The organism is Acinetobacter sp. YH12021 (assembly GCF_013420145.1).
Taxonomy (GTDB): Bacteria; Pseudomonadota; Gammaproteobacteria; order Pseudomonadales; family Moraxellaceae; genus Acinetobacter; species Acinetobacter towneri.
On the sequence record NZ_VOYT01000001.1, the window covers coordinates 352,362 to 377,591 of the forward strand.

General features: G+C 40.1%; 23 protein-coding genes. 7 read left to right on the plus strand and 16 right to left on the minus strand.

What is annotated here, in order from left to right; translation table 11 throughout:
* Positions 1 to 4: 4 nt before the first annotated feature.
* From FTT91_RS01610 to FTT91_RS01635, 6 genes are all read right to left on the minus strand, one after another.
* A complete protein-coding gene (locus tag FTT91_RS01610; protein WP_004970519.1) occupies positions 5 to 406 on the minus strand; it encodes a type II toxin-antitoxin system HigA family antitoxin in 402 nt (133 codons plus the stop codon).
* Position 407: 1 nt separating this feature from the next.
* Positions 408 to 698, minus strand: coding sequence for a type II toxin-antitoxin system HigB family toxin (locus tag FTT91_RS01615; protein WP_019836372.1), 291 nt, complete (start codon positions 696 to 698; stop codon positions 408 to 410).
* Positions 699 to 769: 71 nt separating this feature from the next.
* Positions 770 to 1,264: a flavin reductase gene (locus tag FTT91_RS01620; RefSeq protein ID WP_004970523.1), complete on the minus strand. Its 495-nt coding sequence runs from the start codon at positions 1,262 to 1,264 to the stop codon at positions 770 to 772.
* A gap of 122 nt (positions 1,265 to 1,386) precedes the next feature.
* A complete protein-coding gene (locus tag FTT91_RS01625) occupies positions 1,387 to 2,415 on the minus strand; it encodes a methionine synthase (RefSeq protein WP_179988915.1) in 1,029 nt (342 codons plus the stop codon).
* A 26-nt stretch (positions 2,416 to 2,441) separates the two neighbouring features.
* Entirely contained in the window at positions 2,442 to 3,443 is a 1,002-nt protein-coding gene (locus FTT91_RS01630) for a putative oxygenase MesX (RefSeq protein ID WP_154320486.1), read from the minus strand.
* A gap of 504 nt (positions 3,444 to 3,947) precedes the next feature.
* Positions 3,948 to 4,142: a heavy-metal-associated domain-containing protein gene (locus FTT91_RS01635; RefSeq protein WP_004970528.1), complete on the minus strand. Its 195-nt coding sequence runs from the start codon at positions 4,140 to 4,142 to the stop codon at positions 3,948 to 3,950.
* Positions 4,143 to 4,291: 149 nt separating this feature from the next.
* Between FTT91_RS01635 and FTT91_RS01640 the strand changes: the two genes are divergently transcribed.
* The 6 genes from FTT91_RS01640 (at position 4,292) to FTT91_RS01665 (ending at position 12,716) form a co-directional block, all read left to right on the plus strand.
* On the plus strand, positions 4,292 to 6,763 hold the full coding sequence (locus FTT91_RS01640; protein WP_180168854.1) for a heavy metal translocating P-type ATPase: 2,472 nt from the start codon (positions 4,292 to 4,294) through the stop codon (positions 6,761 to 6,763).
* Positions 6,764 to 6,822: 59 nt separating this feature from the next.
* Positions 6,823 to 7,215, plus strand: a complete 393-nt coding sequence (gene cueR / locus FTT91_RS01645) for a Cu(I)-responsive transcriptional regulator (protein WP_004970532.1) — start codon at positions 6,823 to 6,825, stop codon at positions 7,213 to 7,215.
* Between the two features lie 857 nt (positions 7,216 to 8,072).
* Positions 8,073 to 8,774, plus strand: coding sequence for a VIT family protein (locus tag FTT91_RS01650; RefSeq protein WP_096902719.1), 702 nt, complete (start codon positions 8,073 to 8,075; stop codon positions 8,772 to 8,774).
* A 240-nt stretch (positions 8,775 to 9,014) separates the two neighbouring features.
* Positions 9,015 to 10,727, plus strand: a complete 1,713-nt coding sequence (locus FTT91_RS01655; RefSeq protein ID WP_180168855.1) for a phosphoethanolamine transferase — start codon at positions 9,015 to 9,017, stop codon at positions 10,725 to 10,727.
* A gap of 1 nt (position 10,728) precedes the next feature.
* The gene (locus FTT91_RS01660; RefSeq protein ID WP_096902721.1) at positions 10,729 to 11,406 is read left to right on the plus strand and encodes a response regulator transcription factor; all 678 of its coding nucleotides are present in this window, start codon (positions 10,729 to 10,731) and stop codon (positions 11,404 to 11,406) included.
* Positions 11,406 to 12,716: an ATP-binding protein gene (locus FTT91_RS01665; RefSeq protein ID WP_104852308.1), complete on the plus strand. Its 1,311-nt coding sequence runs from the start codon at positions 11,406 to 11,408 to the stop codon at positions 12,714 to 12,716. The genes FTT91_RS01660 and FTT91_RS01665 overlap by 1 nt, the downstream gene beginning before the upstream one ends.
* On the opposite strand, the gene FTT91_RS01670 is transcribed toward FTT91_RS01665, so the two are convergent.
* The 4 genes from FTT91_RS01670 to FTT91_RS01685 form a co-directional block, all read right to left on the minus strand.
* Positions 12,697 to 13,410, minus strand: a complete 714-nt coding sequence (locus FTT91_RS01670) for a phosphatase PAP2 family protein (RefSeq protein ID WP_180168856.1) — start codon at positions 13,408 to 13,410, stop codon at positions 12,697 to 12,699. The genes FTT91_RS01665 and FTT91_RS01670 overlap by 20 nt on opposite strands.
* A gap of 58 nt (positions 13,411 to 13,468) precedes the next feature.
* The gene (locus tag FTT91_RS01675) at positions 13,469 to 13,846 is read right to left on the minus strand and encodes a diacylglycerol kinase (protein ID WP_180168857.1); all 378 of its coding nucleotides are present in this window, start codon (positions 13,844 to 13,846) and stop codon (positions 13,469 to 13,471) included.
* Positions 13,847 to 14,026: 180 nt separating this feature from the next.
* Positions 14,027 to 15,157: a TIGR00341 family protein gene (locus tag FTT91_RS01680; RefSeq protein ID WP_004970544.1), complete on the minus strand. Its 1,131-nt coding sequence runs from the start codon at positions 15,155 to 15,157 to the stop codon at positions 14,027 to 14,029.
* A 42-nt stretch (positions 15,158 to 15,199) separates the two neighbouring features.
* On the minus strand, positions 15,200 to 16,774 hold the full coding sequence (locus FTT91_RS01685; RefSeq protein WP_180009250.1) for a sensor domain-containing diguanylate cyclase: 1,575 nt from the start codon (positions 16,772 to 16,774) through the stop codon (positions 15,200 to 15,202).
* Positions 16,775 to 17,195: 421 nt separating this feature from the next.
* Here FTT91_RS01685 and FTT91_RS01690 point away from each other — a divergent pair, with 421 nt between their 5' ends.
* Positions 17,196 to 17,747, plus strand: coding sequence for a ricin-type beta-trefoil lectin domain protein (locus FTT91_RS01690; protein WP_019837853.1), 552 nt, complete (start codon positions 17,196 to 17,198; stop codon positions 17,745 to 17,747).
* A gap of 105 nt (positions 17,748 to 17,852) precedes the next feature.
* Here the strand turns inward: FTT91_RS01690 and FTT91_RS01695 are convergent, their stop codons facing one another.
* The 6 genes from FTT91_RS01695 to FTT91_RS01720 all read right to left on the minus strand — a co-directional run bounded on the left by FTT91_RS01695 (position 17,853) and on the right by FTT91_RS01720 (position 25,219).
* Positions 17,853 to 18,752: a LysR family transcriptional regulator gene (locus tag FTT91_RS01695; protein ID WP_180168858.1), complete on the minus strand. Its 900-nt coding sequence runs from the start codon at positions 18,750 to 18,752 to the stop codon at positions 17,853 to 17,855.
* Between the two features lie 48 nt (positions 18,753 to 18,800).
* Complete coding sequence (dld, locus tag FTT91_RS01700; RefSeq protein ID WP_180168859.1) at positions 18,801 to 20,516, minus strand: D-lactate dehydrogenase; 1,716 nt, start codon at positions 20,514 to 20,516, stop codon at positions 18,801 to 18,803.
* A gap of 90 nt (positions 20,517 to 20,606) precedes the next feature.
* Entirely contained in the window at positions 20,607 to 21,761 is a 1,155-nt protein-coding gene (gene lldD, locus FTT91_RS01705) for an FMN-dependent L-lactate dehydrogenase LldD (RefSeq protein WP_016659249.1), read from the minus strand.
* Positions 21,758 to 22,507 (minus strand): transcriptional regulator LldR, encoded by a 750-nt coding sequence (gene lldR / locus FTT91_RS01710; protein ID WP_004970689.1) that lies wholly within the window; start codon positions 22,505 to 22,507, stop codon positions 21,758 to 21,760. Before lldR ends, lldD begins: the two co-directional genes overlap by 4 nt.
* 24 nt (positions 22,508 to 22,531) lie before the next feature.
* Positions 22,532 to 24,202: an L-lactate permease gene (gene lldP / locus FTT91_RS01715; protein ID WP_179996066.1), complete on the minus strand. Its 1,671-nt coding sequence runs from the start codon at positions 24,200 to 24,202 to the stop codon at positions 22,532 to 22,534.
* Positions 24,203 to 24,721: 519 nt separating this feature from the next.
* A complete protein-coding gene (locus FTT91_RS01720; RefSeq protein ID WP_004970693.1) occupies positions 24,722 to 25,219 on the minus strand; it encodes a hypothetical protein in 498 nt (165 codons plus the stop codon).
* Positions 25,220 to 25,230 lie beyond the last annotated feature (11 nt).

Below are 25,230 nucleotides of genomic sequence, written 5' to 3' on the forward strand. Positions count from 1 at the left end.
TCGTTTAGAAAAATGTATCAGCAGAAACCTTAAACCGCTCAGACAGCGCTTTAATATGACGAATATTCAACTGGCGTTTGCCGCTTAAAATCTCCGAAATCACAGATTGAGTTGCAACCTCTGCCAAGTCAGATTGACCTAATCCATGTTGCGCCATCAAAAAAGCTAAAGCAGCACGACCATCTCCATGAGGAATAGGCAGGTGTTCATTTTCATAAACAGAAACCAAGTCACCGAGTTGATGAATCAGCCCCATTAAAGGATGCGTTTCATCATCACCAACAATATCTAAAAGCTCATCTAAAGCCTCGACAAGTGCATGAAAATCTTTTTCATTTTCTGGTTTACTCAGCAAAGGAGCAACGTAGTGCCAGTGATCTACAGCCTGTTTAATCATTGCGTTCATACTAATCCTCCTTCCAATGACCTTTGTCATATTCTTTATGGGATAACACATGACGAATATACACACGCTTTGCCTGATACATCACAACAGCAATAAGTCGAATCTTATTCCCACCAATATCGAATACATGAAACTTTCCAACTTTATCAACTGCTGGAAATAACTGCTTCATTTCGGCAAAGTCTTTCGGATCATTTGCCTTAATAATTCGATACCAACCATCGAGTGCTGTTTCAGCCTGTGGCCACTTGTGCATTGCCTCTATAATTCTAGCGTGGGTGATCACATGCATAATATTTTATCGCATTTTGCTATAAATCAAGTATAAACTGATTATCGCATATTGCAATATTTTATAGCGAATTAAACAAACTCAGTTTCACCAACTTGATGATAGTGACGATTAAAATAAACCAACGCCTGATCTTGTTGATTTTTTTGAATAGCAACAATTGGGCAAATAAAAATAGTATGCGTCCCCACTTCTTGAATTTGTGAAATTTCACAATCAAAACTGACCAATGCATTTTTTAATATAGGAGCACCTGTTTCCAAAGCTGCCCATTCAGCCTGCTTAAAACGCTCATCGGAACTCAATTTTGATGAGGCAAATGCATTAGAAAGATGTTCTTGTTCTGCATTTAGCACATTCACACACAGCACTTTATTCTCTAAAAAACTGAGATGAGAACGCGATGATTTGTTCATACACACCAATAATGTTGGCGGTGTATCTGTCACGCTACATACCGCAGATGCAGTAAAACCATGACGTCCTGCATCTCCCATTGTCGTCACTACATTGACTGCACTTGATAAGAAAGACATTGCATTTTTGAAGTCTGTTGCTTTAACCATCACCGTATTCCAACACTCAACTTTTTTAGAAAGTTCAAAGGATGCTTTTTGCCTGAAAAAGCATCCCTGATTCACTTAACTTAAATTCACTTGGCTTGAATTCACTTCGCCTGATCGAACGCTTAACTAGATAATTCTTGGCGAATAATCTTCGTACCAGCAGCCAAAGCCTGTAACTTGCCTCGTGCAACCTGACGACTCAATGGTGCCATTCCACAGTTAGTCGATGGGTACAACTTGTTAGCATCGACAAATTGCAATGCTTTGCGCAATGTATCTGCAACTTCATCGGCTGTTTCAATCGTATTCGTTGCGACATCAATCGCACCCACCATCACCTTTTTACCACGGATAAGTTCAAGCAAATCCATCGGAACACGTGAGTTGTGACATTCCAGTGAGATAATATCCAAATTAGACTGCTGTAGTTTTGGGAAAACTGCTTCGTATTGACGCCATTCTGAGCCGAGTGTTTTTTTCCAATCGGTATTGGCTTTAATGCCATAGCCATAGCAAATATGCACGGCTGTTTCACATTTCAAACCTTCTAACGCGCGCTCTAATGTTGCCACGCCCCAGTCATTCACCTCATCAAAAAACACATTAAACGCAGGTTCATCAAACTGGATGATATCCACGCCTGCTGCTTCAAGTTCACGCGCTTCCTGATTCAGGATTTTGGCAAATTCCCACGCCAGTTTTTCACGGCTCTTGTAGTGCGCATCGTATAAAGTATCAATCATGGTCATAGGACCAGGCAACGCCCATTTGATGGGTTGATCTGTCAGTGAACGCAGGAATTTGGCATCTTCAACAAAGACTGGTTTTTGCCTAGAAACTGCACCCACCACAGAAGGGACACTGGCATCATAACGATCACGAATTTTGACTGTTTCACGTTTTTCAAAATCGACACCTTCAAGGTGTTCAATAAAGGTGGTGACAAAATGCTGACGGGTTTGCTCCCCATCACTCACAATATCAATCTCTGCTTGCTGTTGTTCATGCAGTGATAGACGTAGCGCATCTTGTTTTGCGTCCAGTAATTCTTGCCCTGTTAATTTCCAAGCTGACCAAAGCTTTTCAGGTTCTGCGAGCCACGAAGGTTTAGGTAAACTGCCAGCCGTTGAGGTCGGTAATAAAATAGCCATTTTGAATCTTCTATCTGTATTTTAAGTTAAGCAACACGTTCTTGATTGGCAGCATGTAGCGGCACGAACTTGGCAGCCCATTGTTCAAGAATATCTTGATAAGGCTTGATAAAGTTTTCTTCAGTCCATTTGCCCTGCTTGACTGCCAACTGACCTCGCTCAACACGGTCATATACAACTTGGGTTAATGAATAATCCTGATAATTCAAACTTGGCTGATAGACCTCGCCTGCAGGTGAGTTGGTGTTATAAATTTCAGGACGATAAATTTTCTGGAAACTTTCCATAGTACTGATGGCACTGATCAACTCAAAATCTGTGTAATCATGCAGTAAATCGCCAGAAAAATAGAACGCAAGCGGTGCATTGCTATTTTCAGGTTTGAAGTAACGCACGGTTAAACCCATTTTTTCAAAATAGTCATCGGTTCTTGAATATTCATCATTTTTATATTCTGTACCTAAGACAGGATGCACATTGGTCGTACGATAATAAGTTTTTGTGGTTGATACGCTCAGGCAAATCACAGGTTGTTTTTGAAACTCAGCTTGGAACACTGCTGAACTGACCAAATGCTGATAAAGCTTGCCATGTAAATCACCAAAACTTTCAGGCTTTTCATTTACTTTGCAGCCTAATGCTGGCAAGACCACACTAAAATCATAATCACGAACATACGATGAAAAACTGTTGCCAATCATGCCTTCAATACGTTCATTTGTTTGATGATCTGTGATCGTACTTTTTAGCATTTCAATGAATGGAAAAGTTTTGCCATTTCCTTCAATATCAATTTCTGCAGAAATAATGTCGATTTCAAGCGAATAACGATCACCTTTTGGGTTATCGCAAGATGCCAGCGAGTTAAAACGATTATTGATCATCGCTAAAGTTCTGCGTAAATTTTCCTGACGGCTTTCACCACGCGCCAAATTTGCAAAATTGGTGGTTAAACGCGTGTTGTTAGCAGGTTCATAGTTTTCGTCAAAACGAATACGTTTAATTGAACAGGTGAATGGCTTTGTCATGATGATCTACTACCCAAATTTAAAAAGTTAAAATTTCTGAATGAGGGTATTTATACTGGAACGACAAAGTGAATAAAAATGATTTAACCTCAGTCCAAAGTGAATTTTATTCACCTTAATTTAAAATATGCAGCAAAACATCTAAAAATGATGGTTTTTCTGTTATCCCTTAAATTTAAAAATTAAAATAAATATTTCAATAACAACAAGTTAAAACCAAAAAATATTTTTATTCCGATAAATATTGAAGAGTATATTTTAGAGGACAGCACATAGTTCATTCAGTAGATTTCAGCCCTGAATGAATGAAACTCAGCTTGAAGTTAGAAAATCTCAGCTTCTGATTGGCTTGGTTTAGCATCTTCGTGATCAAAATGTATTCAGTTGGTCACATCAAAAAACAACGAGAAAAAAATCGGCAGGCAAAAAAATAGGTCAATTCGTCAGTTGACCAATTGACCTTACGATAAGCTCACACATTGGAGCTTCTTAGATGATGCAGTTTTATTGAACTTGTGCAGGAAAATCATCTTCTGCCAATGCAGCGGTAATTTGATCTACTGTTGCAGTGCTTTCCACAGTCACAATTTTAGTCGCTAAATCGACTTCAACTTTTGCAGCAGGATCAACATCTTGAATGGTTGCCGTGACACCACGTGCACAACCGCCACAAGTCATATTTTCAATCAATAGTTTCATTGCGAACTCCACACTTCTGCCTTTGTTGAACTGTAGTTTAAAGCTTACCATGCTGGCAAGGTCAAGCCTATTTTGGGCTAAAATTTACTTGACCTTACCATCGTGTCAATCTATATGCTAAACACATCCTCCAAATTATAGAGACGACCATGGACGCAAAACACCCAAATGCCTCTCCCTATCAGGAAACTTTGTCTATAGAAGGCATGACCTGTGCCTCATGTGTCGGGCGTGTCGAAAAAGCCTTAAAAAAAGTCGATGGTGTAGAAAAAGCTGAAGTGAATCTTGCAACAGAAAAAGCACTGATTCACGCATCGCAACCTTTAGACCGTGCACTGCTCATTAAGGCAGTGCAACGTGCAGGTTTTGATGTAGCTGCCATTCAACCAATAGAACTGTCTATTGATGGCATGACCTGTGCCTCGTGTGTAGCACGTGTCGAAAAAGCCTTAAAGAAAGTGTCTGGTGTAGAACAAGCCAATGTCAATTTGGCGACTGAACGCGCATGGATTCAACCGAATGCCACAGTTTCTAGCCAAGACCTGATTCGAGCGATTCAAAAAGCAGGTTATGACGCCAAACTGCTGCAACACGACTCTAACGAACAACACGATAAAAAGAATCTGGAACAGCAACAACTGAAACGTGATTTAGTAATTTCACTGATTTTAGCCTTGCCTGTATTTATTCTGGAAATGGGCTCACACATGATTCCCGCCTTTCACATGTGGGTGATGCACAATATTGGGCAACAACAAAGTTGGTTGATTCAATTTGCTTTAACCACATTGGTGCTGCTGTTACCAGGACGTCGTTTTTATCAAAAAGGGATTCCAGCGCTGTTACGTTTTGCGCCTGATATGAACTCTTTGGTGGCTGTGGGAACTTTGGCTGCATACAGTTTTTCATTGGTAGCGACATTTATGCCACAGCTTTTACCAGAAGGCACAGTGCATGTTTATTATGAAGCTGCGGCAGTGATTGTCAGTTTAATTTTGCTAGGGCGCTATTTCGAAGCCAAAGCCAAAGGTCGCACTTCACAAGCCATTCAGCATTTAATTGGTATGCAAGCCAAAACTGCGCGTATTCATCGAGATGGTCAAATCATTGAAGTACCTGTGGCAGAAGTCAGTTCCAATACCATTGTCGAAATCCGCCCGGGTGAACGTATTCCTGTAGATGGTGAAGTAGTCGAAGGTCATAGTTATATAGATGAATCGATGATTACAGGTGAACCTGTTCCTATGGCAAAACAAGTGGGCAATCAAGTTGTAGGCGGTACCATCAACCAAAATGGCACACTAAATATTCGTGCTACTGCCATTGGTGAAGCTTCGGTGTTGGCGCAAATTATTCGTATGGTCGAACAAGCGCAAGGCTCTAAATTACCTATTCAAGCCTTGGTGGATAAAGTGACCATGTGGTTTGTACCTGCCGTGATGTTATTGGCTGCACTTACTTTTATTGTGTGGTTTATTTTTGGCCCAGAACCTACCCTAACCTTTGGTTTAGTCAATGCAGTCGCTGTTCTAATTATTGCCTGCCCATGTGCGATGGGTTTAGCCACACCGACTTCAATTATGGTGGGAACAGGTCGTGGCGCAGAAATGGGCGTGCTGTTTCGTAAAGGCGAAGCTTTGCAGCTTTTGCAAGATGTTAAAGTGGTCGCGGTGGATAAAACAGGAACGCTCACCGAAGGCAAACCAACATTAACCGATTTTCATGTGCAATCGGGTTTTGATGCAGATCAGGTCTTTGCACTTTTGGCATCGGTAGAAGCGAAATCTGAGCATCCCATTGCATTGGCGATTGTGCAAGCTGCAACAGAAAAGCAAGTCAGTTTACTGCCTGTTACCGAATTTGACAGCATCACAGGTTCAGGTATTGAAGCAGGGGTGGATGGTCAACGTATTCAGATTGGTGCAGACCGTTATATGCAACAAATTGGGCTAGATGTTAGCGCTTTTAATGCAGAAGCTGCACGTTTAGGACAAGAAGGCAAAACACCAATTTATATGGCGATTGATCAACAACTGGCAGCCATTGTTGCCGTTGCAGACCCAATTAAAGACACGACTTTTGCTGCTATTGCAGCGTTGCATCAACTGGGTTTAAAAGTGGCGATGATTACGGGAGATAACCGACATACGGCTCAGGCAATTGCTGCACGTTTACAGATTGATCATGTGGTGGCCGAGGTTTTACCTGAAGGCAAGGTCGATGTTGTACGTGAATTACAACAGCAATTTGGACGTGTGGCTTTTGTGGGTGATGGTATTAATGATGCCCCTGCTTTGGCACAAGCCGATGTTGGAATTGCGATTGGTACAGGTACAGATGTTGCGATTGAAGCAGCCGAAGTTGTATTGATGTCGGGCAATTTACAAGGTGTGCCCAATGCAATTGCTTTGAGTAAAGCCACTATCCGCAATATTCGTCAAAATCTGTTTTGGGCATTTATTTATAATATTGCCTTGATTCCAATTGCTGCAGGCGTGCTATACCCGTTTGCAGGTATTTTGCTCTCGCCTATTTTTGCTGCGGGCGCGATGGCATTATCTTCAGTGTTTGTATTGGGTAATGCGCTCCGTTTAAAATATTTCCAAGCAGCACAGATTTAAATGCAACATACAAAAGGGTTTAGAAGATTGCTCTACGCCCTTTTTATGAGAGAAGTCACATGAATATTGGTCAAGCCTCTAAGCTATCGGGTATTTCCAGCAAAATGATTCGTTATTATGAGCAAATTGGTTTACTGGATACCGCCAAACGCTCTGCTTCGGGTTATCGGATTTATTCTGAGCAAGATTTAAAAACTTTGTCTTTTATTAAGCATGCACGGGATTTGGGGTTTTCTTCTGAGCAAATGAAAGAATTGCTAGGTTTATGGAAAAATGCTGACCGACAAAGTGCAGAAGTGAAGCAACTCACGCTTAAACATATTGAAACCTTAAAACAGAAGATTACGCAATTACAGGAAATGGCGAACTGGTTGCAAAGCTCTGCAGATCATTGCTCTGGCGATGAACAGGCAGATTGTGTGATTTTGAAAGATATTGAATTGGGGAAGTGATTTGGAATTAAGCTTCCCCCATTCAAACAAGACCTGACAGTTATCCACTTGTTAGAAACCATTGTTGTATCTGTCAGCTTAAATTTAACTTAGGAAATCTACATCCCTATCTTTTTAATACATAGCATAAAAAAACTCACACTTTGGGGAAGTGTGGGGGGAAACTTGGAATATCTGTTACTTTATGGGAGCGTATTATATATAAACACAATTTGAATTGATAGATATTCTAAACAATTTACGAGATAAATTTAACACTTTTTAAGAATCTCTCCGATAAACTGCACAACAATCAAGTTTTAGCACTATTCATTACGCATATTTTAGCGCGGTAATTCATACCCTTTTTCATTAATTAAACGAACCGCAGCATCACAGACTTCTGCATCATAAATTGTACCGTGTCCACGTATGACTTCTGCAAGTGCGACATCTACCCCTAATGCGAGGAGAAATAAATGACTTTAAATCAAATACGTCTGGCGATACTAAGTCACGAGATAATTTAGGCATACTTTACCCTGCACCCAACCGATGAATGGTTTTTAGACTGACTTCGCTCACTACAGGTACCACAATATTCTGAAAAGACATCACGATATTTCCTATTTACTTGCAAGCCTGATTGAATCAATCTCTTTTATCATCTTACAAGCTATTGATCATTTTTTAAGGCATTTAAAGGTTGAAATTTAAGGAAATTTTATAAAAAACTCCAAGCTCAAACTCAAAAACCACATTACGACTTCATCTATTTTGTGAAATACCTCTCATTTTTAAACGATAAATTTTTTAGAATGATTTATGCTATATCACACATCAATAAACGAAAATTGAATAACAAGAGAGTTTGATCTATGCCACATTCTTACCACCTCGAAAAACACTATATTGAACGGTCTGGATGGTTACGTGCTGCAGTATTGGGTGCGAACGATGGGATCATTTCTGTGACCAGTTTGGTCGTGGGGATGGCAGCCAGTGGTGCATCTTCTCAAACATTGTTAATTACCTGTATTGCAGGCTTAATTTCGGGCGCTGCTTCTATGGCAGCAGGTGAATATATTTCGGTGAAATCTCAACAAGACATTGAACAAAATGACCTTGCGATGGAAGCACGCGAATTAAAACTCAATCCAGAGCATGAACTAAAAGAACTCACCAATATTTATATGATTCGTGGTTTAGATGCCGAATTGGCAGAACAAGTTGCCATACAACTGACTGCTCACAATGCTCTAGATGCCCATGCCCGTGACGAAATTGGTATTTTAGAACACACCTCAGCGCAGCCATTTATGGCAGCTTTTTCATCGGCATTGGCATTTACTGTAGGTTCATTATTCCCGTTGGTGTCTATTTTACTCTTACCTGAACATCTGTTAGACAAAGGCGTGATGTTGGTCGGTGTAATCAGTCTAGGGGTTATGGGTGCGCTTGCCAGCTATGTCGGTGGCGCAAGTATGTGGAAAGGTGCATTGCGTGTCATGATCTGGGGTATTGTCGCCATGGTATTCAGTGCGTGGATTGGTTCAATGTTCCATGTCGCTGTGGCTTAAAATCTAGAAAACTCAGTATAAAAATCTGCCCTATCTTTGGATAAAAATATGTTCAGAGATAGGGCAAGCTTCAGAAATAACATGAATGAACAGCTTATCCATGCAAAGTTTATATCTCTAAAACTTCTATCTTCAAAGTTAATCAAATAAAACTACAACAGATTCAGCCCACAATTTTAAGTCAGTTTTAAGTTTCAAATTTTAAACTAAAGCATCTTAAAGTCTTTTGAATCATTGACAATGTCTAAGCAGCCCGAATCACCACTTGCTCCATCTATCTTTGCCCGACTACGCTTTTGGCAAAAACCGATTTCTTTATTCTATTTCAATCTACTGCTTGCCCTATGGTTAGGCTTGGTATTGAACTATGGATTTTATGAGAAAATTCAACAATTCACACCTTATCAGGGCATTAAAGCCATAGGCTTATTGATTGCAACTGTGATCGTCATCGTATCGGCGTATCATCTGTTGCTGCAATGGCTAAACTGGCGTTGGAATGCCAAAATATTAGCCAGTATTTTGATTGTAGTCGGTGGATTCAGCGCTTATTTTGTTAATAGCTTGAGCGTAGTGATTACCGCAGACCAAATTCAAAATATGCTGCAAACCGATGTACGTGAAGTACGTGATCTTTTGTCTGTACGCTTAGTGGTTTGGAGTGTGCTGTTTGTACTATTGCCATTGGTCTTGGTGTGGTCTGTTAAAATTCAGCCGACTCATTTTGCCCGTCAATTACTGCAAAAGACTTTAGGCAGTGTAGTTTCGATTGTGCTGATTTTGGGTTTATTGTTCTGTTTTTATGTGGATTATGCTGCAATCTTCCGCGAGCATCGTGATTTAAAAGGCATGCTTTCTCCACAAAATGCGATTGCCTCTAGTCTATCGTATTATAAAAAGAAAGCACCCAAACAGAATTTGCCGCTGCTGCGCTATGGTGAAGATGCACATTTAATTCAACGTGCGCAAACAGGCACAGCACCCAAAATTATGCTGTTGGTGGTTGGTGAAACTGCACGTGCCGAAAGCTTCTCGCTGAATGGCTACGCAAAAAATACCAACCCTGAACTCTCTAAGCTGCCTGTGATTAATTTCACTCAAGTCAGCTCTTGTGGTACAGCCACGGCTGTTTCTGTGCCGTGCATGTTCTCGGGGATGCCACGCCAAAATTATGATGAACAACTGGCAAGTCACCGTGAAGGATTACTGGATATTGCTCAGCGTGCAGGTTATCAAGTCACTTGGATTGATAACAATTCAGGCTGTAAAGGTGCCTGTGATCGGGTGCAGCAATATCAAATTCCTGCAGCGCTAAAACAAAAATGGTGTGATGCTAGCAGTGAATGTTTAGATGAAATTTTAGTGGACAGTTTACAGGCTTATCTTGCTCAGCTTGACCCGAAAGACAGACGTTCACATTTAATTATCTTGCACCAAATGGGCAGTCATGGACCTGCTTATTTCAAACGCTCAACCGTAGCTTATCAACCCTTCCAACCGACGTGTAACAGCAATGCGATTCAGGGTTGCAGTGCCGATGCCTTACGCAATACCTATGACAACTCGATTGTGTATACCGACCATGTTTTAAGTCAGTTGATTCAAACTTTAGAGCAACAAAAACACTATCAAACTGGTTTTTGGTATTTATCTGATCATGGTGAATCGACAGGCGAGCATGGTTTATATTTACACGGCGCACCGTATTCTATGGCACCGACTCAACAAACTCATGTACCGATGCTGATGTGGTTTTCAGAAGCTTGGCAACAACAAAATTCCGCGCAAGTGAATTGCTTAAAAGCACAACGCCAAGCAGCATTGAGTCAGGACAATCTTTTCCCAAGTTTATTGAGCTTACTAGATGTAAAAAGCCAAGTGATTGATCCGAAAAATGATATGCTGAATCAATGTTCTGCCCCATCTACCACTCAACCGCAGCACGAGTCGTAACATGCCTAAAATATTAATCATTGAAGATGATTTTATGATTGCCGAATCGACCCAAACCTTGCTCAAGTTACAGCAATTTGATGTTACTTGGGTGAACAACGGGATTGATGGCTTAAAGCAATTAGAGCAGCAAGATATCCAGTTGGTGTTGCTGGACTTAGGCTTACCCATGATGGACGGCATGCAGGTATTAAAAAACATTCGCCAGTTACATCCACAATTGCCCGTGCTGATTATTTCTGCGCGTGATCAATTGCAACAACGGGTGGATGGTTTAAATCAGGGTGCAGATGATTATTTAATTAAACCCTATGAATTTGATGAATTACTGGCGCGAATTTATGCCCTGCTCAGACGTAGCGGCGCACAAAATCCTGTAAACGATACCGCACATATTTTAAGTTATGGCGATTTAGTCTTAGATACCGAACAACATTTGGCAAAATTCAAAGGTGAATATATCGAATTGTCGAATCGTGAATGGGCAATTTTAATGGCTTTGGTCAGCCACCCTAATAAAATTTTCTCTAAAAGTAATTTAGAAGATAAATTATATGATTTTGACAGTGAAGTCAGCAGCAACACCATTGAAGTCTATATTCACCATTTACGCGCCAAACTTGGCAAGGACTTTATTCGTACCATTCGTGGTTTGGGCTACCGTTTAGGGCAAATTTAATGCAATCCTACTCTTTGCAAAAACGTCTGATTGTTTATGTTTCTATCTTTAGTGTCATGTTGGGCTGCGTTTTGGTATTTGCAGCGTATCGAATTGCCCTAGAAGAAATGAATGAAATTTTAGATGCACAAATGCAAAGTTTGGCAGAACGCATTGCAGCGAACCATCCTGAACCTACACAGAGCCAAATCGATTTAAATCAGAGATATAGCGAAGAAGACTTATTTGTCGATATTTGGTCATATGACGATGCTACAACACAATTACACCCTCAAGATGTGTTGCTACAACCCGTAGAAAAACCAGGGTTTTATAATCATCAAACCGAAGTTGGACTGTGGCATACCTATATTTTGCCGCAAGAAACCCTACAGATTCAAATTAGCCAGCAAAACTCTGTGCGCCAATATTTAGCTTTAGAATTAGCGGCAAATATGTTTATTCCCTATGCAATATTTTTACCCTTTGCCCTTTTGGCTTTGGGTTGGCTGATTCGTCATAATTTTCAACCACTAAATAACTTTAAAAGCGAATTGGCACGTCGTAAAGCGCAGGATCTCAGCCCGATTCACATGTTGGATTATCCTGTCGAGCTTGCACCCACGATTCAGGAAATGAATCAGTTATTTACGCGAATTTCTGCCGCACAGCAGGAACAGCGCCAGTTCGTTGCCGATGCTGCACATGAATTACGTACCCCACTCACTGCACTCAATTTACAAGTACAAATTTTATTGCAGCAATTTCCACATAGTGATGCCCTCAATAATTTAAGCCAAGGGGTTTTGCGTTTACAGCATTTAGTCAATCAGTTATTAAGCTTAGCCAAGCAAGATGCCTCAGATAGTCTAATTGAAAACGATCAAACCCTATCTTTAAATCAAATGACCATTGCCTGTGTGGAACAACTTATTCAATTGGCATTGCAAAAAGATATTGATTTAGGTGTCGAACAACGCCAAGAGTTGAATATTCATGGGCAAAGTTCTGCTTTGCATTCCATTATTTATAATTTAATTGATAATGCGATTAAATATACGCCCAAACAAGGCGTGATCAATGTGACTATTTTTCAGCAAGAACAACATGCAATTTTGCAAATTGAAGACAGTGGTGCAGGCATTGACCCCGCACTATTCAATCAAATTCGACAGCGTTTTTACCGTATTCACAACCATGCAGAAATTGGCAGCGGTTTAGGTTTATCTATTGTAGATAAAGCCACCCAACGCTTAGGTGCAAGTTTAGAGTTTTCTAAAAGTGCCAGTTTAGGTGGTTTATGTGTGCAGGTTAAATTTCCGATGCGTTAAGATCGGGTTTTAATTTAGATTTTGATTGTGGCAATTTATGCGCCAAGAACGCATAAGCGACTACGTTCAAACACCAAGTAATCCAGCCTGTCCAAAGATTATGACTAAAAAAATGTGCCCCGCGCATCATTTGCGCCCAGCCCATCCCCATGCCTAAAATGCAAGCCGCAATCAAGAAAAAATAAGCACGTTTAGGTTGAGCAGCCCGATAAACAAAATATCCTACCAATAAAGCAAAACCACTTGAGGCATGCCCCCCTGGAAAACAATGCCCTGCCGTTGCACTTAAATCCCACCAAACGCCATGCGCTGTGGCAATGCTCATATCCCACGGGCAAGCATGTGCCGACTGCGATTTAAGTATTGCAATCACACTGGTTGAAATCACCGCCATCCAAAAGAAATAGCCAAACTCCCAACGACAAGCACGTAATTTTTGAAATCTGAAAGACAGCAACCAAGTCAGTAAATAACTCAGATATACCGCAATCAGGATATATTTGACATACCGATGATTTAATTCAGCCAATGCCCAGTCTTGTCGAAGTGGAAATTCTGCATGAGCATCCACGAAGGGTTGAATGAGGTGTAAATCTAGCCTGCCTGCAACGCTAAATAAATTAAGCAATATCAGCAAACTCAGAAGGAGTAAAATTGCTTGAAGAAGTAAAAATTTTGAATGCTGATGCCGCATGAGGAATACTCAACTCACTATCTATTTTAAAGTCTGTTTTATGCTTGTTTTTAAGGGATTAAGCAGGAATCAGGCATGCGCCCCAAGTCAATGCGATAATTGCCAAAGCAACAAATTGCGCTGCACTGCCCATATCTTTGGCATTTTTAGACAAGGGGTGTTGCTCCATCGAAACACGATCGACCACGGCTTCAATAGCAGAGTTAATCAGTTTGACAATGATGGCAAGTAAACACACCACAATCATGAGCACTTGTTCAACACGACTGACAGGCATGAAAAAACTGAGCGGGATCAGCAGTAAATTAATCAGAATGATTTGCCGAAATGCCGCTTCATTTTGAAAGGCGGCTTTAAAGCCTGCCAAAGAATAGCCTGTGGCATTCAAAATCCGTTGTAAACCAGAAGTGCCTTTGTAAGGAGAGCGTGGAAGCATAGTGAATCTGATTTGAAATAAATCGGATGTTAAGTGGTTTAGCTTAAAATTGGCTTAACTATAACCTTTTGAGACTATTAAATTAAATCGGTGTAATATGTAACATTATGAGTGCCCTATTGAATAATAAGACTCCATCTAAAGTAAGCTGTAAATACCATCAATTTCTTATTGTTGAATCTAAGGTTGTATCAATTGCTCGGCTTCAACTTGCTTAATATCAAAATCAGGACTTTCTTTGGCTTGAATAATTTGCACAGGAATAAAGCGCACTTGAACCACACTTGGTTTTCCACGTGGGTCTTGTGCTAATTTTTGATTCAATGCAGAAATCTGTTGAGGTTTTGGCGCTATATCTCCACGCAAGACTACGCGAATTAAAGTCATCTCTTTACGCCGATCAAACTGCACCGTATCAATTAAATTATTATGCTGATTAAACTGACTTTCAATCAAGCTTTCTACCTGATGTTCATACATCTGTTTATTTAACATCATCATAAAGTTAAAGCTTAAATAGATACCCAGCGCAAAAAGTACTAAAAGACTCACGATATTTCTTTTAATAAATTCAATTACTGTGCTATTTACTTCTTCATCTGAACCGCGTCTAAAACCAGCTGCCCATAACACCAGTGAAGAACTAATTTGAATAGCAACAATATTGGTCAGTGCCAACAGCAGAGCATTTGCTGCATGTTTCCATTCCAGATGCGCAATTAATATGCCACTTGCAACCAGCGGCGGTACCAAAGCAGTCGCAACTGCAACGCCAACTACAGCCACAGACAGACGTGGTGAAACGGCTGCAAATGCCCCTGCTGCACCACCCGCAAGTGCAATCATTAAATCCATAATGGTAGGCTGAGTTCTAGACAGAATTTCATGGGTGATAGGTAAGTTAATATTGATAAGACCTAAAATGATGCCAATACTGACAATCATCGACACACCTAAAACTAAGGTTTTAAATGCTGTTTTAAAAAACAACCATCGATTATCAATAAATGCTAAAGCCATACCTGAAATAGGGCCTAGCATCATCGCAACTAGCATTGCACCAATCACCACTGCGGCTGAATTTGACAGTAAACCGTAGCCCGCAATAATCGCTGCCAAAGCATTCATAATAAAGAAGGTTTTGCTTGGTAAGGCATCCGCTTGAATGTTCAACCGTACTTGTTTATGATCAATTTTTTTAGAATTTTCGCGCTCCGCCTGTTTGTATTTCAACTTTTCTTTCAAAAGTTCATATTTTTCTTGTTCAGGACTGTCTTCAACCACTATCGTTGGATCTTGATCTTTTTCCAAAGCATACCTCCGTGTCAGCTAAAGAAGAATCTTTCCAAATCCTCATACGGCCGTAGACTTTGTGCAATTACGCCCATCATGTTTAGCTTCATACAATTTATTATCTGCAAGTTTCAGTACATCAGAAACATCTTCTGCATCTCGAGGCCAAAAAGCGATGCCAACAGAGATGGTGATTTGACCCATCTGATTAATCGTAGTTTCCTGCATGGTTTTTCTAAGCCGCTCTGCAGCTTTATACACCACATTTGCATCTGCAGTCGTCATTAAAACTAGAAATTCTTCACCGCCACTACGACAGCAAACATCCTGTTCCCTAAAATTAGTTAGCATTATTTGCGCGAGCGTTTTAAGTACCACATCACCTTGATCATGCCCATACTGATCATTAATTTGCTTAAAAAAATCTATATCAATGGCTAATACTGCAAATTCGGTACGAGTCTCTAGCAGTTCATTTAAAAATAATTGCATACCACGACGGTTATATAAACCTGTTAATGGGTCCGTATTGACACGATGTTTTAACTCCGCAATCCGATCACTAAAGGTTTCCGAACTCATTAATAATGAGGTTCTAAACTTTAAAACCTCGAAATACCACGGATCAACTTCTTTAATTTTATTTTCAATGTCCGCATGATTGAGCATACTTGCCATACGTGCCAAGCGGTTCAAAGGTGAAGAAATAAAGCTTGAGATATACCAAATCAATAAAAAAATAAAAAAGTAAAAAATGAAGATTCCAATCGATACTTTAAAAATCAGCGTATTAGCTTGTGCAAGTAAATCATCTGTGGGCTGCTGAGAAACTACAATCCAATTTACACTTGGAATATGTGCAAAACCCGCCAAATTATCTATACCTAAACTATTCTTTAAACGAATTGATCCCTTTGTATTCTTATTAATATAATCCAAACCTGTATTATTGATAATTTTTTCACCAATTCGCTTTTTATCTGGATGAAAAATAATACGATTATGTTGATCAATCACATACATATAACTTTTTTTATAATCATACTGAGTATTGAGCATGGTATTAATCAAGTTCTGCTCCTGTAAATAAATCGTACCACTGATTAAGCCTAAATATTGATGTGTTTTATTATAAATAGGTTGTGACATCATGACGATTAAATTATTACTTATAGACCAATAGGGAGATGAAATATAAGTTTTCTTTTTTTCAATAGATCCATCAATACCAATGGTACTATAAGCCTGATTAAAATTAAGTTTTAATGTATTAGGTGCATAAGCTAAAATATGTTTATTCTGCTCTACCAATAAAACACTATTAAAATTATTCGATTGATTTTTTAAGCGTTTTACTTCTTCTTTTCTAACTTGTGTATTATAAAATTTTTTTTCTAATAAACGTGCACTATAATCCAACTCTTGCAGCATATCTGAAAAATGTTGATTGGCACTGGTGGCAATTTTTTCTGCATATTTTTCATTGATCGAAAGTGAATTTTGAATTAATTGTTGTTTAATTACATAATTTAAAATAAAAATACTTACGACAAATAAGCCTGATACACTTAAAATTGTGGAAATTAAAATAAGTTTACGCAGATCCAATCCAAGTCGTAGTAAAAAATGTTTCAACAGTTCCTACCCCAAAAATTCAAAAACTGTGACAATTGCCAACTTTAACACATAATTTTACAACTCAATCACATAATTTTAAAGCAATATAGTTGAATTTTAGTTGTGAATTTTTGATGTTCAATTGCACAAATTAGATAGTTCGTTTATTGCTGACCACCAACTAAATCAGAAATATATCCTCTAAATACAATTTCTACCACACACTTCCTATGAATGCACCCACTAGCAAACAAAGAATACATAGAATCGCGAGTTGAAGTTTTTTCAAACTTAATTTTTTGCTTGAAAACCGTGTCTAGGAAACCATGTCTATTAGATAAAATTTTTTGGTCAATTACACACAAAATTACAAAAAATAAATATTTATTCCATGCTTTAAATTTATCCTATCCACCTAATAAATAAATTGTTTTCTCTTATGTTTAAGACACTTTTCACTATAAGCAGTTGCTCACTTTTAACAGCATGTATTGTAGTTGACGGAACAGCATCGGGGCAGATTCCCAATATCGTCATTCAACCTCAAATTCCAGCAAGTACACCTGTAGAACGTCCTGCACAACAAACCATTTATATGCCAACACCTATGCCTTATCCTGCACAAACATGGCAACAAAAAGTCAAAATTAAAACCTATGATGGTCGCTGCGTAGATTTTAGTCGCAGTAATCAACGTTCCATTCAGACTTCACATTGTCATGATGGTACCAATCAGCATTTTATTTTCCATCCTGATCAAAGCATTACCGTGCAAGGTAAATGTCTAGATGTAGCAGGAAAACAGAAACATGATGGTGCTGAAGTAATTGCTTATACCTGTAATGGACAAAGTAACCAAAAATGGTATCTCGATGGTCAGCGTATTCGTAGTGCAGATACAGGCAAATGTTTAGATATTTATAATGGAAAAATGAAAATGTATAGCTGCAATCAAAATCGTGGGCAGAAATTTAGTTTTATTGCCTTATAAAAAAGAATCACTAATTCCCTCAGCCTAGCCTGCTCTTTTGAAGATGAGGGAATTAGCGAATGATAATTTAAAAAATTATAAAAATTTTACTTTAAATACGATTAATTAAGGATGCTGACTAAACAAATCAAAAATCACTTTTCTTAACCACTGATGACTGGTTTGGTGATGACAAGACGTATGCCAATATTGTCGTACAGGATAGGTTGGAAAATTCAAAGGCGCACTCACTACTTGTAAATTCCCGCGTGCCAATAACACCTCACTTAAATAATAAGGCACTGTCGCAATCATATCGGTTTCTTGCACAATTAAACCGACCCCTAAATAACTTGGGATACTCATTAGAATATTACGTCTTAAACCACGATTGCTTAATTCATTTTCAATATGGTAGTGACCTATACTGGTATCTACATCGACATGCGATTCACGAATATAAGCTTCAACATCTAAACTTTTTTCACAGATGCGTGGATGATCTTTACGACTAATCACCACATAATATTGTAAAAATAATTGCTGCTGATAAAAACCCTGCTCTAACTCAGGTAAAAAACCAATCGCAAAATCAATTTCACCATTTGCCATTTGATAACTGGTTTCACGGGTAATAGGACGAATTTTAATCCGCACTGAAGGTGCATATTTTTTTAAAAACTTGGTCAGTTTTGGCAATAAAACCAAATGCGAAACATCGGTCATTGCCAAGGTAAATAATTGATCGGAATGTGTCGGATCAAAATCGACTTTAAAATTATTGACCGTTTCAATTTTATTAATAATTTCACTAATCGGTGAAAAAATCTGTTTCGCCAACTCTGTAGGCAACATTTCATTGCCAACCCTTAAAAATAATGGGTCATTAAAATGCTGACGAATTTTATTTAAACAGTTACTAACCGCAGGCTGACTCATGCCCAATGCATCTGCGGCAGCAGACACATTTTTTAATTTATACACATAATAAAAAATCTGTAGCAGTCTGCTATCTAACTTAAACATATCCATCTTTCCTTAGAATCAGTTTCACTGCTCAGTTTTCATCCTTATTTAACGCCAAGCTTTTAATTTAGAGCTATGCCCAATGCCCACATTAAAACAATTGGTCGGATCCAATTTTTGATAATGCTGCTTTAAGGCAGGCTTCGCCACATATAAATGCCCAACATTATGCTCTGCAGGATACTCTGCCCCACGTGCATCAAGCAATGACCACATTTGATGTTCCATCGCCAACGGGTCTACGCCTTTTTTAATAATATAGTCCTGATGAAAGACATGACATAAAAAATGACCATAATACAACTTATGTATAATCGCCTGCTCCAACTCTTCGGGCAAGGTTTCAACCCATTGCTGATCATTACGTCTTAACGCAATATCTAAAGCAACAATGTCTTCCACTTCATTTCGATGTGTATCACGATAACGAATTGCAGCACCTGCCACTGCAAAGCGATGCAGAAAAGCCTTGCGGCCTTCATCTTCATTACATAGAAAAAAACTGCCGGAATTGCGCGTGATAAAATAATCCATTAAAAACTGCTGTACTGCCGCAACATCTTGCTGCTCAATGCGCAAAATTAAATGATGTTCATACAAATCACGAAATTGGTTCATGCGTTCTGGTAAATGATTTGGCAGTAGTTTCGTGAACATTTGCAAAACTTTATCCGACAATCCACGCATGCCCCAACGGGTTAGAAAACCATCAACTTTGTCTTTCATTGCAAAAGCTGCAGGTACTTTACTGGTGCCAAATTTCTCAATAAACAAGAAACTGTCTTTGCCGTATTCTGCACCAATGTCATAGGCATCTCGATGAATATACTCGCCAGCAATCGGTACACGCGGCAAATCACGCAATAAAAAACGGCGGATTGCGGTTAAATCCTCTTGCTGATTGCTGCCGATATAAAACACCTGACTCGGAATTTTCTCAAACGTATCCAAACGCACCGCAAACACACAGACTTTACCTGCAGAACCCGAAGCTTCAAACAAACGACTCGGGTCGGCATTAAACCGTGCAGGCGTATCGGCATCGACTTGGGCAACATCATGCACGTAACGCTGATCTGAAGCACAACAATGTTCCGAATATTCAATATCTTCAGGGCGATATTGTTGTTGCTCAAGTTTGGTTAAAATTTCTTCTGGCGAGCTTCCTAAATTTACCCCCAAATGATTGATGAGTTGCAACTCGCCCAGTTCATTGACTTGTGCATATAAGGCCAACTCAGTATAGGCAGGGCCGCGTCTGACCAATGCACCGCCTGAATTATTGCACACCCCACCCAACACCGAAGCACCAATACAAGATGAACCAATGACTGAATGTGGCTCACGTTGATGCGGCGCCAGTTGTTGTTCCAAAGCATCTAGCGTTGCACCAGGTAAGCAAATCACTTGCTTGGCATCATTGATGAGCTGAATACCTTTTAAACGTTGGGTATTAATCAAAATTACAGGACGGTCATAGTCATCACCAAATGGTGTAGAACCACCCGTAAGCCCTGTATTGGCGGCTTGCATGATAATAATGCAATCTGCCGCCACAGCCACTTGTAACACTTGCCACTGCTGCAACAAAGAACCTGGCGTGACCACCGCAAAAACCTGTCCTTCGCCAAAACGTCGCCCTTGACGATATAAACGAGTATCTGATTCATGGGTCAATACATGCGCTTTTCCCACAATATCGACCAAGTTTTTGAGGGTTGCTGCAGCATCAAATTGTGTTGCAGAAGAAATTGTCTGTGGCATAGTGTACAAGTCCTGAAACAAGGTGAAAAATACAATTAAGCGATTCAGCCAAATGCATCGGTTGATGGATTGATCGCTCCTGTTGGCAATTTAGCCTTTCAGTTCACGCTCAAGTTGTACCAAGCAATCTGAGTTAATCGCTTGAATGTTTTTAGCACCCGTTAAGGTCATTGCGACTCGCATTTCTTTATCAATCAATTCGAGTAAATTACTCACACCCGCCCCACCTGCTGCACCTAGTGCATAAATAAAGGCACGTCCGAGCATACAAGTATCCGCACCCATCGCCAACATGCGCACCACATCTAGGCCATTACGAATACCTGAATCCACTAGAATTTTTAGATCTCCTTTTACTGCATCGGCTATTGGCGGTAAAGCACGTGCAGTCGAGAGCACACCATCTAACTGACGACCACCGTGATTGGACACCACAATTCCATCAGCCCCAAAACGAACAGCATCCTTAGCATCTTCTGGGTCTAAAATGCCTTTAATGACCATTGGGCCATCCCAGAATTCACGAATCCACTCCAAGTCTTTCCATGAAATAGATGGGTCAAAGTTATTGCCTAACCAGCCAATATAATCTTCAAGTCCTGTTGGTTTGCCTAAGTATTTAGAGATATTGCCCAAGTCATGCGGACGACCTAGTAAGCCAACATCCCATGCCCAGTTTGGATGCATCACTGCCTGCATATAGCGGCGCATAGCAGCATTTGGACCACTCATGCCCGAATGTGCATCCCGATAACGTGCGCCAGGCACAGGCATATCTACTGTAAAGACCAAAGTTGAACAGCCTGCTGCTTTAGCACGTTCCAAAGCATTACGCATAAAACCACGGTCACGCAATACATATAATTGAAACCACATTGGCCGTGAAATGGCAGGCACCACTTCTTCAATTGGGCATACCGACACGGTAGATAAAGTAAACGGAATGCCTTTTTTGTCAGCTGCAACTGCAGCCTGCACTTCACCACGGCGCGCATACATGCCCGTTAAACCCACAGGTGCCAAAGCCACAGGCATTGACAAGGTTTCATTAAATAAGGTGGTTTCTAAACTCAAAGCCGACATGTCATTCAAAACACGTTGGCGCAAGGCAATCTGTGAAAGGTCTTCCACATTTCTTTTCAGCGTTTGTTCCGCGTACGCACCTCCATCAATATAGTGAAATAAAAATGGCGGTAAACGGCGTTTCGCTGCTTCGCGGTAATCATTCGCAGAAGAAATAATCATGGCGCTATCCTGTTTAATCGACTCGCACGCTGACGACGCGCATCTTCCTCGTCTATCATGCGTACTTGTTGAACTACAAATTCAATATGTCCACACACTGCCGAACGGGCAGCTTCTGGATCCTGGCGTTCAATTGCATCCATCACTTGAAAGTGTTGATCGTGCAACTGATCGAAACGGTGGGCTTCGGTATAGACTTTGCGTCTGCCCAAAACTACGTTGTATTGCAACAAATCAAATAAGCCACGCATCATTTGAATGAGCACCAAATTGTGCGATGCTTCGGCAATTGCCAAATGAAACTTGGCATCGGCAATTGCTGCCTGATCGTCATCACCTAAAATTTGAAAATGGGCGATTTGCTCATAACAGGCACGGATGTTTTTCAAATCCTCAGCAGTTGCCCGCTGTGCGGCATACCATGCCGTACCACCTTCAAGCACCATTCGAGCTTCCTGCACATCAAAACGATAAGCAGGGTCTTCATCAATCAGGTTACTTAAAGGCTGCACAATTTGATATTGCGACCAATTGGTGGGTAGCTGTTGCAAAAAAGTACCCGCTCCAACTTTGCTGACCAGCATGCCCTGACTGGTCAATTGCTGAATGGCTTCACGCAAAGAGGAACGGGAAACCCCGAGTTGTTCACATAACTTTCTTTCGGCAGGCAATCGGTCTCCGACTTGCATCTGATTTTTTTCAACCAGTGTGCGCAGGTCTTGTACAACTTTGTCGGAAACTTTCATGCGGCTATCCTCTTGTGCATGTGGTTATGGAATCATCCATGGGAACACATAAGCTTGTAGAGTGATAATAATACCGATCATAACGGTGAACGTGATACTATGTTTCACGGTAAAGCGGAATAAATCCGATTCTTTTCCGACTAAACCCACTGCCGCACAGGCAATTGCAATCGATTGTGGTGAAATCATTTTGCCTGTTACTCCACCACTGGTATTGGCAGCAACCAACAAGACTTCTGGTACACCAATTTGCTGTGCAGTTGTGGCTTGCAAGGCAGCAAATAAGGCATTGGCTGATGTATCTGAACCTGTCAAGAACACTCCAATCCAACCTAAAAATGGCGAGAAGAATGTGAAAGCATTGCCTGTGTGTGACAAAGCCAGTGCCAAAGTCGCAGACATGCCTGAATAATTGGCAATAAAAGCAAAAGCTAACACCATCCCAATCGAATAAATTGGTGTTTTTAGCTCGTTGATGGTTTCTGCAAAAGTTTTAACCGCTTCACGTGGTTTCATTTTTAAGTAAATGATGGTGATGACAGCCGCAATCATAATTGCAGTCCCTGTTGCACTCAGCCAATCGAACTTAAAGATTGCATCGTAGTCTTTAACTTCAGCAACCACAGGCGGCATTTTTTGCACCAATTGATGTAAAAATGGCACCTTGATGGAAATTACCCAGTCGTGCATTGCCCCATCTTTGGCAAATAAATCTTTAAACGGTTTGATGCTCCAAATGGTGACCATCACCGTTAACACTGCAAAGGGTGACCATGCTTTAACAATCTGCCCGATGCTGTATTTTTGCTGTTGTTCTGCAACCAAGTTGGCATCTACTTTTGTGTCTGCATCGCTAAAACGGAAAATGTGTTTTGGCTGCCAGAATTTAAATAAGACCGTTAAACTAATCAAAGAGGCAATTGCAGCTGTAATGTCTGGTAACTCAGGTCCAACAAAGTTAGAGGTCAAGTATTGTGCAATCGCAAAAGCACCACCACCCACCAACACTGCAGGCCAAGTTTCTTTCACACCGCGCCAGCCATCCATAATTGCCATAATCCAGAACAGCACAATAGGCACCATAAATGGCAACTGACGTCCAACCATCTGGCTAATTTCCATGGTTTCTACACCCGAAACCTGACCCGCCACAATAATTGGAATCCCCATTGCGCCAAACGCAACAGGTGCGGTGTTCACAATCAGACATAAACCCGCAGCGTATAAAGGCTTAAAGCCCAAACCCACCAATAAAGCTGCAGTAATTGCCACTGGCGCCCCAAAGCCCGCTGCACCTTCTAAAAATGTCCCAAACGCAAAGCCGACTAATAGCATCTGGAGACGCTGATCTTCTGTAATCGAAAGAATAGATGAGCGAATAATGTTAAATTGCCCTGTTTTTACAGAGATTTTATATAAGAATAATGCGCCAATAATAATCCATGCGATTGGCCACAAACCGTAGAAAAATCCATAGATCAATGAAGCAAAAGCCATTGGTGCTGGCATGCCATAGGCAAATAAAGACACTAATAACGCCAAAATCACCGTAATTGTTCCCGCAACACTTCCCTTTAAGCGAAATACAGCCAATGCCAGAAAGAAAAAGATAATCGGGATTAATGCAATAAGACTCGAAATCCAAATATTTGCCATTGGATCATAGATCTGTTGCCAATGTTGAAGCATTGTCATCTCCTTGAAATGCTCACTCAAACGTAAACATAGGTCTAAGCATAGAGGTAAAATTCTAATTTTGGTCTGACCAATATTGAGGTTAAAATCAGAATTTCCTCAATATAAGGTACAAATGATAGTTTTAGACAAGAAAAAGTCAAGATTGGTCTGATTGTTTATTTCAAATGGTCATACCAATTTTGGTGAAGGTATTTCTTTATATACAGCATAAAAATATGCCAAAAAAATATTTAAACTTTGTTTTTTCTGGAGTTTTTAAAAGTAAGGAAAAACCAAATTTATTTCGCACAGCTTTATACAACTTTAGTCCAATACAATGGAATCAGTGTGATTTCTAGCAAGATGAATTGAACGCTTGATCAAAGGAATCATGGATAAATTCAGCTCAAGTGGCCGCTATTCGGCTTAAAAACATGTGGATTAAAAGAATTTTTTAGACAAAAAAATAACGCCATTATTGACTGCAACAATGGCGTCATCGTGTATTTATAACAGCAACTCACACCTTACTGTGGCTTAACCTGTCACCACGTTCAGGCGCTTTAAACGCGAAATATGCAAATCAATTTGCCCTGCAATTTCAGGTAAAATTTGCTTTAAAAACTGGCTATAGTTCATTGCATCTTCTGCTCTTAATACGCCTGCTTGTACCAATTGTTCCTGCTGTAGCAACATACTTTGTACACGGTTTAAATCAGGCTTTTGCCCTTGGCTTAAACCTGTACTAATTTGCTTAAAGCCTAAATACAACTGATCACGTTGCTGGATTAATTGCTGCATTTCAACTGCAGATACCGCAGCACGCTCTAGCATAGCGTTTGTTTCCAGTACATTTTCAGATTCATCTGAATATAGACTTTGCGTTGTTTCTATCTCTGTGGAAGCCGTGTTCGGTTTCACCCACACTGTTTCCGAAACAGTCTTATTCGGTGGTTGAAACACATACACCACGGTAAACAACACCGCGACCGCCAAAACAAAAAAGCCAATACCGAGCCATCGAGTCCCATTCATGTGCATGCTCC